The 12,365-nt window shown below is 71.6% G+C and carries 11 protein-coding genes; 4 read left to right on the plus strand and 7 right to left on the minus strand.

Translation table 11 applies throughout. The features are described from left to right. Positions 1-20 precede the first annotated feature (20 nt). From ACH4SP_RS27270 to ACH4SP_RS27280, 3 genes are all read right to left on the minus strand, one after another. Positions 21-581, minus strand: a complete 561-nt coding sequence (locus ACH4SP_RS27270) for a uridine kinase (protein ID WP_398418339.1) — start codon at positions 579-581, stop codon at positions 21-23. A gap of 96 nt (positions 582-677) precedes the next feature. Then, complete coding sequence (locus tag ACH4SP_RS27275) at positions 678-2,033, minus strand: FtsX-like permease family protein (RefSeq protein WP_398418341.1); 1,356 nt, start codon at positions 2,031-2,033, stop codon at positions 678-680. Positions 2,034-2,036: 3 nt separating this feature from the next. Then, the gene (locus tag ACH4SP_RS27280) at positions 2,037-2,858 is read right to left on the minus strand and encodes an ABC transporter ATP-binding protein (RefSeq protein WP_398418343.1); all 822 of its coding nucleotides are present in this window, start codon (positions 2,856-2,858) and stop codon (positions 2,037-2,039) included. A 225-nt stretch (positions 2,859-3,083) separates the two neighbouring features. Here ACH4SP_RS27280 and ACH4SP_RS27285 point away from each other — a divergent pair, with 225 nt between their 5' ends. Continuing rightward, on the plus strand, positions 3,084-4,049 hold the full coding sequence (locus tag ACH4SP_RS27285) for a D-2-hydroxyacid dehydrogenase family protein (RefSeq protein ID WP_398418344.1): 966 nt from the start codon (positions 3,084-3,086) through the stop codon (positions 4,047-4,049). A gap of 103 nt (positions 4,050-4,152) precedes the next feature. Here ACH4SP_RS27285 and ACH4SP_RS27290 read toward each other — a convergent pair whose 3' ends face one another. Then, positions 4,153-6,456: an ABC transporter permease gene (locus tag ACH4SP_RS27290; protein ID WP_398418346.1), complete on the minus strand. Its 2,304-nt coding sequence runs from the start codon at positions 6,454-6,456 to the stop codon at positions 4,153-4,155. After that, positions 6,453-7,163: an ABC transporter ATP-binding protein gene (locus ACH4SP_RS27295; protein WP_398418348.1), complete on the minus strand. Its 711-nt coding sequence runs from the start codon at positions 7,161-7,163 to the stop codon at positions 6,453-6,455. Before ACH4SP_RS27295 ends, ACH4SP_RS27290 begins: the two co-directional genes overlap by 4 nt. A gap of 153 nt (positions 7,164-7,316) precedes the next feature. Here ACH4SP_RS27295 and ACH4SP_RS27300 point away from each other — a divergent pair, with 153 nt between their 5' ends. The 3 genes from ACH4SP_RS27300 to ACH4SP_RS27310 are packed head-to-tail and all read left to right on the plus strand — an operon-like array spanning position 7,317 to position 9,548. Beyond that, positions 7,317-8,162 carry a sensor histidine kinase gene (locus tag ACH4SP_RS27300; RefSeq protein WP_398418350.1) on the plus strand — a complete coding sequence of 282 codons (846 nt, stop codon included), beginning with the start codon at positions 7,317-7,319 and terminating at the stop codon, positions 8,160-8,162. Positions 8,163-8,179: 17 nt separating this feature from the next. Further along, positions 8,180-9,031, plus strand: a complete 852-nt coding sequence (locus tag ACH4SP_RS27305) for a response regulator (protein ID WP_398418399.1) — start codon at positions 8,180-8,182, stop codon at positions 9,029-9,031. Between the two features lie 40 nt (positions 9,032-9,071). Then, positions 9,072-9,548: a hypothetical protein gene (locus tag ACH4SP_RS27310; protein WP_398418351.1), complete on the plus strand. Its 477-nt coding sequence runs from the start codon at positions 9,072-9,074 to the stop codon at positions 9,546-9,548. 89 nt (positions 9,549-9,637) lie between these two features. Here ACH4SP_RS27310 and ACH4SP_RS27315 read toward each other — a convergent pair whose 3' ends face one another. Both ACH4SP_RS27315 and ACH4SP_RS27320 read right to left on the minus strand, forming a co-directional pair. Next, positions 9,638-11,221, minus strand: a complete 1,584-nt coding sequence (locus tag ACH4SP_RS27315) for an MDR family MFS transporter (protein ID WP_398418401.1) — start codon at positions 11,219-11,221, stop codon at positions 9,638-9,640. An 82-nt stretch (positions 11,222-11,303) separates the two neighbouring features. After that, positions 11,304-11,945, minus strand: coding sequence for a TetR/AcrR family transcriptional regulator (locus tag ACH4SP_RS27320; RefSeq protein WP_398418353.1), 642 nt, complete (start codon positions 11,943-11,945; stop codon positions 11,304-11,306). Positions 11,946-12,365 lie beyond the last annotated feature (420 nt).

Below are 12,365 nucleotides of genomic sequence, written 5' to 3' on the forward strand. Positions count from 1 at the left end.
CCGCCGCCGACCCGGTGCCGTCACGAACCGGCGGTGACCGCCCGCCCGGCGGCCGCCGCCCACACCTGCCCGGCCAGCACGTTCGGGTCCGTATCCCCGTCGACGACCAGATCGCAGTCGTGCCGCACCGGTTCGACGTGCCGTTCGTGGGCGTCGCGCCGGTGCAGCAGGTAGTTGCGCAGCAGTACGTCGAGGGGAAACCCGTCGCGCAGGCACTTGCGCCGGATCTTGCGGGCCAGCCGGAGATCGGCCGGCAGGTCGACGAAGACGTCGAAGCGGGGGTACGAGCCCGCCGGTGCGACCCGTCGCGCGAACAGGCCGTCGACGACGACGGCCGCCGACGAGACCAGCGCTTCCTCCGCGTCCCGGGTGAGGCGACCGAGGTCCACGGACCGGGGATCGCCCACGTCCAGGCGGGGCGTCCCCGACTCGTCGGGCGCCCACACTCCGTGTTCCGGGGAATCGAAGTAGTAGTCGTCGCCGTGCAGAACCCGCACGGGAGACCCGGGTGCTCCGTCCGCCAGTGCGGCGGCCAGGGTGGTCTTCCCCGCCCCCGAACCGCCCGTCAGTGTCAGCAGCATGCGTGTGTGCCCCCTCGGTCGGCGAAGAGTCGAGGGTGGCACACACCGGAAGGGCCGGGCTCGGGCGGGGGGCAGGTGGAGGCTCGGGCAGGGGGCTCAGGCGGCCACCTGCACCGCCACGATCGCCGGGGTGCGCAGCGTGCGGCGCGCGGTGCCGAGCGTGGTGGCCAGGGTCGCCACCGCCGCGACGGCGGCGACGGGCAGCCAGATGCCCATCGTCTGCTCGGGCAGCCACTGCTCGGTGCGGACCACCGTGAAGGGCACGATCCCGGCGAGCGCGGCGACGCCGCCCAGGAGGAGCCCGGTGAGGGTGAGGACCAGGGCCTCGGCTCCCACAACCGACAGGACCTGCCCGGGAGTTGCTCCGGCGAGGCGCTGCTGCCCGAACTCGCGGCCGCGGTACGACGTCGCCGCGTACAGGCTGTTGACGAGCATGATGCAGGAGAAGACGACGATGATGCCGACCACGACCAGGTTGAGCGTCTCCATGTTCTTGTCGCCGACCGACTTGGCGAGACCGGTCGCCGTGACGCGGTCGGTCTCGACCGCCTGGATGGACAGCGTGGCGGTCGCCATGCCGGTGAAGACGATCATCGGCATGAGCACCCCGGCCAGCTCAGAGGTGCGCCTGCGCAGATTCCGGACGGTGAGATGACCGCCCGCCCCCGCGAAGGCGTCCAACGGCCCCTGCACCAGCCCCAGCAGCCTGCCGAGCAGGGCCGGTGCGAGGACGGCGAGGCCGACGGAGACCAGGATCGCCCCGTATGCCGGGAACGCCATCAGCGCAGGGCTGGCACTGTCCACGACGAAGGTGGTGGCGAGACTCCCCGTTCCCGCCGCCAGTGCCCCGACACCCGCCCAAGTGCGGCCTCTGTGACGAGACTTGCCGGACGCCCCGGAGGCGGCCCGCGTGCCACGCCGTACCGCGAGGAGGGCGGCACCCGCCGAGGCCAGCAGCGTCACCGAAGCGCCGACCGACAGCGCGACGGGCCCGAAGGCGTACGCGACGTGCCCGGCGACCTGCCCGCTGTCCCGGAACAGGCCGAGCAGGGCCCGCCCGCCCAGCACCGCAGGACCCACCGCGAGCAGCACGCCCGCCAGGCCGACGACGGCCGCTTCGCCCACCACCATGCGGGTGAGCTGAGCGGGGGTCGCGCCCGTGCAGCGCAACAGATGGATTTCGGGGGCGCGTTGACGGACGTTGACGGTGAGGGTGGAGGCGATGGCGAAGAACACGAGCAGCGAGCCGTAGCCGCCGACCACCGACGCCGCGATGGTCATCGTCTCGGAGCTGACCGCGTCGACCCCCGGCGCGGCAGCGGTGTCGAACAGCGAGCCGAAGGTCATGACGACGGTGGCGCCCAGGAAGGCCGAGAGCAGCGTGGCGGCGAACCGGCCGGGGCGCTGCCGCACCGACCGCAGCGCCAGGGTCGCGACGAGGGGAGCGGCCATGGCTCACACCCCCAGCAACGGGTCGGTGTGCAGCGGCTGTTGGGCCAGGTCGCCGAGGTGTGCCATCCGCTCGGCGACGGCCTCCGCGGTCGGCGCGTGCAGCTGCCCGGCCAGCCGTCCGTCGGCCAGGAACAGCACCGAATCGGCGTACGAGGCGGCCATCGGGTCGTGGGTGACCAGGACGACGGTGCTGCCGTGCGTCCGCACCGACTGCTGGAGCAGTACCAGTACGTCCCGGGCGCTGCGGGTGTCCAGGGCGCCGGTCGGCTCGTCGGCGAAGATCACGCCCGGCTCGGTGACCAGGGCGCGGGCGATGGCGACCCGCTGCCGCTGACCGCCGGACAGCTCGTCGGGACGGTGCCGCAGGCGCTCGCCGAGACCCACCCTGGTCAGGATCTGCCGGGCGTGCTCCCGGTCGACGCGCCGGCCGGCCAGCCGCAGCGGGAGCGTGGTGTTCTCCTCGACGGTCAGCGTCGGCAACAGGTTGTACTGCTGGAAGACAAAGCCGATCCGCGTCCGGCGGAACCGGGTCAGCGCGGCCTCGCCGCTGCCCGTCAGCTCGGATCCGTCGATCAGGACCTGCCCCGAGTCGGGCCGGTCGAGCCCGGCCGCGCACTGGAGCAGCGTCGACTTGCCGGACCCGGAAGGGCCCATCACCGCGGTGAACGTCCCCGCGGGCAGGCTCAACGTCACCCGGTCGAGGGCGGTGACCGCGCTGTCCCCGGAGCCGTACACCTTGCTGACCGACACCAGTCGCAGGGCTTCGGCGGACCGGGCCCGACGCTGCTGCCGCTCGCTGTCGGGGCCCCGATGCTTGTCGAACATTGTGATCACCCTCCCGTGTGGACACCGTCTGCGCCACGTTGATGACGCTAGAGGCGGGGTCGCGCCCGCACAGTGGGCGTACGCCCCGGGAAGGAGGGTGTCGCTGGGTACACCGGACCGGTGGGGCGGGCCGGAGGGGGAGGGGCAAGCGGCCCTCAAGGTGCCCCGTTCTAGGGTGAGGGTGATGTTGCCGCACCCTTCGGGAACCAGGGAGAGAACCGCGAGATGAAGCTCCGCTGTGCCGTGCTCGACGACTTCCAGTCCGCCGCGACCGCCGCCGCCGACTGGACACCCGTCGCCGACGAGGTCGAAGTGGTCTCCTTCCCGGAGCACTTCGCCACCGAGGACGAACTGGCCGCCGCCCTCGCCGACTTCGACCTCGTCGTCACCCTCCGCGAACGCGTCCCCTTCCCCGGCACCCTGCTCGCCAGGCTGCCCCGGCTGCGGCTCCTGATCGCCTCCGGAATGCGCAACTCGGTCATCGACTACGCCGCCGCCGAACGGCACGGAGTCACCGTCTGCGGCACCGCCAGCTCCTCCACCCCGCCCGTCGAACTCACCTGGGCGCTGCTCCTCGGCCTCGCCCGCGGCCTGGTCACCGAGGCCAACTCCCTGCGCGCTGGCGGCCCTTGGCAGTCCACGGTCGGCGTCGACCTGCACGGCCGCCGGCTCGGACTGCTCGGCCTCGGCAAGATCGGCAGCCGGGTCGCGGCGGTCGGCCTCGCCTTCGGCATGGAGGTGAGTGCCTGGAGCCAGAACCTCACCAAGGAGCGCGTCGCCGAAGTGGGCGTCCAACTGGCCTCCTCGAAGGAGGAGTTGCTGAGCACCAGCGACTTCGTCTCGATCCACCTCGCCCTGTCCGACCGTACGCGCGGCCTGCTCGGCGCCCCCGAACTCGCCCTCATGCGGCGCACCGCCCACCTGGTGAACACCTCCCGCGCCGCGATCGTCGACCAGGACGCACTCCTCGCCGCCCTGCACGCGGGCACCATCGCAGGAGCGGCCGTCGACGTCTTCGAGACCGAACCCCTCCCCGCCGACCACCCGATGCGCACCGCCCCGCGCCTCCTCGCCACCCCGCACCTCGGCTACGTGTCGCGGGCCAACTACGCGACGTACTACGGCCACGCGGTGGAGGACATCCGCGCCTACCTCGACGGTGCCCCGGTGCGCAGGCTCGGCGGAGCCTGAGGGGTACGGGGGTACGGGAGGGGCACGCCTCGGTGCACGCCCCTCCCGCATCCCTCCCGCGTCCCTCCCGCATCCCCGCCCCGTACGCGCCACGCGTTGCTCGCTACTCGTTGTGCAGCACCTTCGCGATCCTCAGCCGTCCCGCCGACCGGGCGGGAACCGCCGCCCCCAGCGCCGCGATCGCCACACCCGCCAGCCCAAGGCCCAAGAGCTGCGGTGCGTCCCACACCTCCTTCATCGACGCGGGGAACTCGACGATCCCCACCCGCTCGACGATCCACCGGTGCCCCGCCACCCCCAGCGGAATGCCCAACAGACCCCCGACGAAGCCGAGTCCGGCCACGGACGTCACCGTCATCACCACGACCTGACGCGGCGTCATTCCGATCGACTTGAGCATTCCCAGGTCCCGGCGCCGCTCCCGGACGTTCAGCAGCACGGTGTTGAAGACGCCCAGCGCCGCAACCGTGCTCAGCAGCACCGTGAACACCGAAGAGAAGCCGACCACCGTCGTGGTGGCGCTGTTGCCCGAGCTGCCCACCGACGCGTGCAGGCCGGGATCTGCCGCCCGGACCGCGTCGACGTAACCCTGCGCATCCGCGCCGGGGGTCAGCCGGACCCCGTACTCGATGGCCTTCGTGCCGGGCGAGAGCCGCTCCAGGGTCTCCCAAGTGGTGTCCAGGGCAAGAGGGTTGCCCTCCATGGTCCTGCCCACGACCACCCCGGCGACCTCGCGCCCCTCGGCCTCCAAGGTGATCCGGTCACCGACCACGAGACCGTGCTGCGCCAGGAACTCCGGCGACGCCAGAACCTCGCCGGGACCCTTCGGCAGCCGCCCCGCCACCAGCAACGCGGCAGGGAGCGCGGGGTCCCCCCGGTAGAAGTTCGCGAACCGGTTCTGCGCGTACCCGACCAGGCGCACCTGGAGCAGCCCGCGAGCCGTGACCTCGGCCGCCCCCGGCAGCGTGCGCAGCAGCTTCTCGATCGCCGCGTCGTCCAGCTTCGGCACGGTCTGCTGCTGCGACGCACGCCCCACCTGCACGTCGATCCGGGCCCGCCCGTCGCCCTTCCCCGCGTTGCCGAACGCGATCATCGTGCTGCTCAACCCGACCGTGACGGTCACCGTGACGACGCCGAGGACGATCGCCGCCATCGTCAGCCCCGCCCTGCCCGGCCTGGCGAACGGCTGTCCGAGCCCCATGCTCACCGCCCTCGGCAGCCGGGTCCCGGCGAGCGCCCGCTGGACGCGCAGCCCCCGCCCGGTCCGCGGGACGCTGCCCGCGGTGATCGCCCGTGCGGCCGACAGCCGATGCGCCCGCAGTGCCGGAACCAGTGCGGTGACGGCGACCAGGGCGGGCATGCCCAGCAGACAGACCACCACCACCCAGGGGCTGAGACCGATGGCGGCGGTGCCCGTCTGGATCCCGCCGAAAGCGACCTTCAGCACCGGCTCCGTCAGCAGCCCGCCGGCCAGCGTGCCGAGCGCGCAGCCCGCCACCGCGGGCACGGAGACCATCACCAGATAGACCGCGACCACCTGGTTCGGTGTGAAGCCCAGCGCCTTGAGCACCCCGATGTGGCGGTACCCGGAGACGACCGCCCCGCTCACCACGTTCCCCACGATCAGCACCGACACCAGCAGCCCCAGCACCCCGAAGACCGTCATGAACGGGAGATAGGCGTCGGCCAGCGACGAGAAGGCCCGCTTGAGGGTGAGGTACGACTGGGACGACGCCACGGCGCCCCGGGGCAGCTCCGCCGTGGCCCCGGCCAGCGACGAGGCGACGTCCTCCTGGGTGTCGGCCGCGTCGAACCGGTACAGCATCTGCACGGCCTTCGGGTGCAGCGCCGCCAGCTGCGCCGGCGTCACCCAGGCGGCGGCCGACTTGCTCATGCTGGTGGCGAAACCGACGACGGTGAGCGGCGGCGCCCCGCGCGCCCGGACCTTGAGCCCGAGCGTGCCGGAGTCGTAGCCGCCGTGCACGGAACCGAGGACGATCTCGCCGGGCCCGGTCGCCCAGCGCCCGCCGAGCAGCTCGACCCGGTCCACAGGACCCGCCGGATCGGCCCGGCCCACCACCGCCAGCGGCCCGGGAGGGCTGCCCGCCAGGTCCGTCGGCACATCCAGGACGGCCAGCCCGAACGGCCCGGCCGCAGCTGCCACGCCCGACCGCCGGGCCGAAGCGGAAGCCTGCGCGTCCGTCACCTTCGACCGGTCGAGCGTGGTCACCGCGTGCGCGCCCCGCTGCTCCTCGAAGGACTTCTCGAAGGGGCCCTCGGCGGCGAGCAGCAGCCCCAGCGCCAGCATCACCGTCACGGTGGAGCAGAACACCACGAGCCCGATCACGACCGTCTGCAGCCTGCGCCGCTTCACGGCCGCGCGCGAAGCCCGCCACACGGCGCTCATACGCCCGCCTCCAGCGCGCTCGTACGGGAAACCCGTCCGTCCGCGACCTCCACCAGTCGGCTCGCGCACCGGGTCGCCAGCTCCGGGTCGTGCGTCACGATCACCAGCGTCTGCCCGATCTGATGGAGATCGATGAGCAGATCCATCACCTGCTCGCCCGCCCTGCTGTCCAGCGCCCCGGTCGGCTCGTCCGCCAGCAGCAGCGCCGGACGGTTCATCAACGCCCTTGCCACCGCGACCCGTTGACGCTCACCGCCGCTGAGCGCGGCCGGGTAGATGTTCCGCCGGTCCGCGATGCCGAGCTCTTCGAGGAGCTCCAGCGCCCGCCGCCGCGCCTGCTTCGCCGACGTCCCCGTCAACTGGGCGGCCAGCGCCACGTTGTCCAGCGCGGGCAGGTCGTCGATCAGATTGAAGAACTGGAAGATCATCCCGATGTGCCGCCGCCGGAACAGCGCGAGCCCCGTCTCGCTGAGCGCCGACAGGTCCTGCCCCTGCACCCGCACCCCGCCCGACGTCGGGCGGTCAAGACCGGCGATCATGTTGAGCAGCGTCGACTTCCCGCAGCCGGAAGGTCCCATCACGGCGACCGCGTCCCCGGCCCGTACCTCAAGCGACAGCCCGTCCAGGGCCTTCGAGTCGCCGTACTCCTTGTGCAGGTCGTCGAGGTGCACGACGACCTGCCGCCCATCGGTGTGATCCTGAGTCATGGCACGAACCTAGAAGCGGGGCCACGGGCCCGGCATCCCACCCCGGACGTATCCGCCCCGCCCCGTCGTCCCACGGATGTACGGAGCTGCATCCCCGGGGCGACGCGGGGCCACCGCACCAGCTGCGATGATCACGGTGTGTGGAGTTCAGGGGTGGGTTGGTGGGGGGCCGCGCTGGCCGTGGCGTGCGGCGCCGTCGGTGTGCTGGCGGTGGCGCTCGTACGGGCGCGCAGGGCGCACCGACGCCATGTCGAGGAACGCGGCTGGCTCCTCGAACGCGAGCGGGAGAGCGCGGCCGGGGCCGCGGTCGACGCCGAACGGGCAAGGATCGCGGGCGAGTTGCACGACATCGTCAGCCACAACGTGAGCCTGATGGTCGTCCAGGCCACCGCCGCACGCGAGGTGATCGCCACGATGCCCGCCGAGGCCGCTGTCGCGATGGCAGCCGTCGAGACGGCCGGCCGGCACGCGATGACCGAACTCCGCCACCTGCTGGGTCTGCTGGCACCTTCCCCGAACGGTGACGACCCCGCGGCCGACGCCCCGGAACTGGCCCCGCAGCCCAGCCTGAGCAGACTGAGCCCGCTGATCGACCGGATCGCCTTCGCCGGACTGCCCGTGGAGGTACGGATCTCCGGCGAGCCGCGCCCGCTGCCCGCCGGGATCGACGTCACCGCGTACCGGATCATCCAGGAGGCCCTGACCAACGCGCTCAAGCACGGACCGGGGTCCGGGGCCGAGGTGACGGTGCGGTACGCCGACCGGTACGTACGGGTGGAGGTGCTCAACAGCGGCCCCAGCGTGCTCGCGGGCACCCAGCAGCCGCAACGGCCCCAGGGCCCGTCCGCCCGGGCGGACGGCACCGGACGAGGACTGCTCGGACTGCGGGAACGCGTCGCGGTGTACGGCGGCGATCTCGACGCCCGCCGACGGCTCGGCGGCGGCTACCGGGTCCGCGCCCGCATCCCGCTGGGCAGGCCCGCGGGAGACCCGTCATGACGACACCGGAGACCCCGATGCCCCTGCCCCCTGCCGCGCCCGCACCGGCCGCCGAACCCGCGCCCCGCGTCCTCATCGCCGATGACCAGGAACTGGTCCGCACCGGCTTCCGGATGATCCTCACCGCCCGCGGCATCGACGTGGTGGGAGAGGCGGCGGACGGCGCCGAAGCGGTGACGAAGGCCCGTGAACTGCGCCCGGACGTCGTCCTGATGGACATCCGAATGCCCGGAACGGACGGCCTGGAAGCCGCCCGACAGATCCTCGCCGACACCCCAGCCTCCAAAGCCCCCACCTCCGGAACCCCCACCTCCGGAACCCCCACCTCCGGAACCCCTACCTCCGGAACCCCGGCCTCCGGGACCTTGACCTCCGGAACGCTCAACTCCGGAACCTCGAACCCGGAGACCCCGGTCTGCCGGGTGATCATGCTGACCACCTTCGACCTCGACCACTACGTCTACGCGGCCCTCGCCGCCGGTGCCAGCGGCTTCCTCCTCAAGGACGTCACCGCCGCGCACCTGGCGGCCGCGGTCCGCCTGGTCGGCACCGGCGACGCACTGCTCGCACCGTCGATCACCCGGCGACTGGTGGAACGCTTCGCCGACCGGCCCGAGCCCGTCACCACCGACCCGAAACCCGCACCCCACCGGGATCTGGCCACTCTCACCCCGCGCGAGCGCGAGGTCCTCGCCCTGATGGGCCGGGGGTTCTCGAACGCGGAACTGGCACGCGAGCTGACCCTGAGCGAGGCGACGGTGAAGACACACGTGGCCCGGATCTTCGCGAAGCTGTCCCTGCGCGACCGGGCCCAGGCCGTCGTCCTCGCGTACGAGACGGGGCTCGTCTCGCCGGGCGAGTTCGCGTGAACGGGAAGACCCCGTGACAGGAGAACGGGAGACTCGCTCCATGGCCGCCCACTCGTCCTCGCCCTCGCAGGAACCCTTCGCGCCCGCGACCGGCGACGGCCTCCTGCCCGGGGAGCCTGCGGAACATCGTGCCGCCGCGGTCCGCACCGCCTTCGACGGCCTGCTGCAGATCCGCCGCATCACCCGGGGCTCCGACACAGCGCCCGCCCCCTGGGAACTCCGCCAACTCGTCAACGCGGTCGCCCTCCCTCTGGAGGCCGCGCCCCTCACCCCTTCGGCGACCGACCCCGAAGGCCACCGCACGGCCACCGGCTACCGGGTGCGCCCCGGCGAGGAACCGCACACCGCGGCCGTCGACTGGCTCGGTCCGCCCGGCAGCGGAGCCGCGGCCGAGGAACGCGACAGGCTCGCCCGCTGCGCCGAAGTGCTGACCGCGCTCGGCTGGGACGCACTGCTCTACCGGGGCCCGCGCCGCCGCTGGTTCGTCGAGGTCCGCCCGCCGCACGGCACTCCGTAGCCCCGCAGCGGACATGCGAACGGCCCTGGCCACCCCTCGCGGGACAACCGGGGCCGTTCACCCGGCTACCTGCTCACCGGCTCACGCACTCACCCGACGGACGTCGGCGCAGCGGCCTTGGCGCTGCCGCCTCCGTCGCCGTCCTGCTGAGCCGCGCTCTCCTCGGCCAGCCGCTCCATACCGCTCGTGGTCTTCAGCGGCTTCTCCTTGATGAAGATCACTGCCACCAGCGCCAGCGCCGCGAACGGTGCCGCCAGCAGGAAGAGGTCGGCGGTCGCCAAACCGTACGCGTTCTCCACGATGTCGCGGAGCGGCGCGGGCAGCTTGGCCATGTCGGGCACGGAAGCCTCGCCGCCGTCGCCCGGCGGAACCGGCATACCGGCCGCCTTCATGCCGTTGGTCATCTCGGTCGCGACCCGGCTGGCCAGGACCGCGCCCAGCGCGCTGGTGCCGATCGTGCCGCCCATGCTGCGGAAGAAGGACAGCACGGAGGTGGCGGCGCCCAGCTCGGTGGCGGGGACGTCGTTCTGCGCGGCCAGCACCAGGTTCTGCATCAGCATTCCGACGCCGATGCCGAGGATGGCCATGTAGAGGCTGAGCAGCCCGAAGTGCGTGTCCGCGTTGATCGTCGCCAGCAGCCCCAGCCCGGCGGTCATGATGACCCCGCCCGCGACCAGGTACGCCTTCCACTTGCCGGTCTTGCTGATGATCTGGCCTGCGATGGTCGACGACACCAGCAGACCCAGGATCATCGGGAGGCTCATCAGCCCCGCCACCGTCGGCGACTTGCCGAGCGCGATCTGGAAGTACTGCGACAGGAACACGGTGCCGCCGAACATGGCCACACCGACGAACAGGCTCGCGACCGTGGTCAGGGTGACCGTGCGGTTGCGGAAGATGGTCAGCGGAATGATCGGCTCCGGCACCCGCGCCTCGACGAACACCGCAGCGACGAGCAGCAGCACACCGCCACCGGTCAGCGCGGCCGTCTGCCACGAGGCCCAGTCGAACTGGTGGCCCGCCAGCGACGTCCAGATCAGCAGGGAGCAGACGCCCGCCACGATCAGGAACGCACCCAGGAAGTCGATCTTCACATCACGGCGTACGGTCGGCAGCTTCAGCGTGCGCTGCAGCAGCACGATCCCGAGCAGGGCGAACGGCACACCGATGAAGAAGCACCAGCGCCAGCCCAGCCACGAGGTGTCCACCAGCACACCGCCGATGAGCGGCCCGGCCACCGTGCCGACCGCGAAGACGGCGCCGAAGATACCGGCGTACTTGCCGAGCTGACGCGGCGGGATGATGGCGGCCATCACGACCTGCGCGAGCGCGGTGAGACCACCGGCGCCGATGCCCTGCACGACACGGCTGAAGATCAGCAGCCCGACTTCGTGCGAGAACCCGGCCAGCAGCGAGCCGACCACGAACATCCCGAGGGACAGCTGCAGCAGCAGCTTCTTGTTGTAGAGGTCCGAGAGCTTGCCCCACAGCGGGACGGTCGCCGTCATGGCGAGCAGCTCGGAGGTGACGACCCAGGTGTACGACGACTGGCTCGCGCCGAGGTCGGCGATGATCCGGGGGAGGGCGTTGGCCACGACCGTGCCGGCCAGGATGGCGACGAACATACCGGCCATCAGCCCGGACATGGCCTGGAGTATCTGCTTGTGATTCATGGAGGTGGGCGCCTGGTCGGGCGCCTCGATTGCGGTCAAGGTGTCCTTCTTAGAAGTCGATCCGGGGATCGGGCAGGAAAACTCAGGTGCGAGGCGGCCCGGGGGCCGTGTCGGGGGCGGCCAGTCCGGCGGCCAGATGGTCGAAGGCGCGCCGGAACACGTCGGTGAAGGCGACGCCCTGCGCCTGCCCGCACCAGTCCTCGATCGAGACACGTATGGCGGTCGTGGCGACGGCGGCGACCAGCCGCGGGTAGAGCCCGACAGGCTCGCCCGCAGCACCCCCCAACCGTTCCGCGACCGCCTCCGCGAGCTCCAGCTCCTCGGCCATGTGGGCCCCCAGGCCGCGGACGAGGAGATGCGGGGAGCGCTGGAAGACCTTGGCCCGCAGGCTCCAGATCTCGTGGCGCTCCGCCACGTCGACCAGCTCTGCCGAGAACGCCTCGCGCAGTACGTCGAGCACGGAGAGCGTGGCGGGTGCCTCGCGCACCGCACGCCGAACGCGCTTGCCGACCTCCGCGTCGATCATGAGGAAGGCGTCGTCGTGACTGTCGAAGTAATTGAAGAACGTACGAGGCGAGACGCCCGCCGCACTGCTGATGGCCTCCACGGTGACGTTCTCCGCCCCGTGCTCGGCGGCCAGCCGCACCGCGGCGTCCGCCAGTGCGGCCCGGGTGGCCTGCTTCTTGCGCTCACGGAGCCCGGGAACGCCCTCTCTGTTCTTCACATCTTGCAGACTACGCAAAGATGCAGACCGTGCAAAATTAATACATCCATGGGGAGCGCCCGGAGGGGGGTTGACCTTGGCCGTGGGGGTGTGTATAGTTCTTCGGGTTGTCCGATGTGAGCACCGGTTACGACTGGCCCAGGACGACCATTCAGCATCAAGACACAAGATCGGCGAGCGGCCTCTGTCGCTTTCCTTTTTGCGTGCGCTTTTTGTGAATGAGGAAGCCGAAACCCCGATTTGGTTCGGGGCGCAGGAATCCGCTAATGTCTCACTCGTCGGAACGGCCGAACAGCCGGAAAGACAACCCAAGTTCGACTGGGAATCGGAACGGAAACGGTCTGATAGAGTCGGAAACGCAAGAACAACAGAAACACCGAACGAAAACGTCCGGAGGAAAGCCCGCGAGGGTGAGTACAA

This window comes from Streptomyces sp. NPDC021093 (assembly GCF_044333135.1).
Lineage (GTDB): Bacteria > Actinomycetota > Actinomycetes > Streptomycetales > Streptomycetaceae > Streptomyces.

What these genes read in the sequence shown, in the direction of transcription:
- ACH4SP_RS27270 (WP_398418339.1), bottom strand. Translation starts at nt 581, where the DNA reads ATGCTGCTGACACTGACGGGCGGTTCGGGGGCGGGGAAGACCACCCTG.
- ACH4SP_RS27275 (WP_398418341.1), bottom strand. Translation starts at nt 2,033, where the DNA reads ATGGCCGCTCCCCTCGTCGCGACCCTGGCGCTGCGGTCGGTGCGGCAG.
- ACH4SP_RS27280 (WP_398418343.1), bottom strand. Translation starts at nt 2,858, where the DNA reads ATGTTCGACAAGCATCGGGGCCCCGACAGCGAGCGGCAGCAGCGTCGG.
- ACH4SP_RS27285 (WP_398418344.1), top strand. Translation starts at nt 3,084, where the DNA reads ATGAAGCTCCGCTGTGCCGTGCTCGACGACTTCCAGTCCGCCGCGACC.
- ACH4SP_RS27290 (WP_398418346.1), bottom strand. Translation starts at nt 6,456, where the DNA reads ATGAGCGCCGTGTGGCGGGCTTCGCGCGCGGCCGTGAAGCGGCGCAGG.
- ACH4SP_RS27295 (WP_398418348.1), bottom strand. Translation starts at nt 7,163, where the DNA reads ATGACTCAGGATCACACCGATGGGCGGCAGGTCGTCGTGCACCTCGAC.
- ACH4SP_RS27305 (WP_398418399.1), top strand. Translation starts at nt 8,180, where the DNA reads ATGCCCCTGCCCCCTGCCGCGCCCGCACCGGCCGCCGAACCCGCGCCC.
- ACH4SP_RS27310 (WP_398418351.1), top strand. Translation starts at nt 9,072, where the DNA reads ATGGCCGCCCACTCGTCCTCGCCCTCGCAGGAACCCTTCGCGCCCGCG.
- ACH4SP_RS27315 (WP_398418401.1), bottom strand. Translation starts at nt 11,221, where the DNA reads ATGAATCACAAGCAGATACTCCAGGCCATGTCCGGGCTGATGGCCGGT.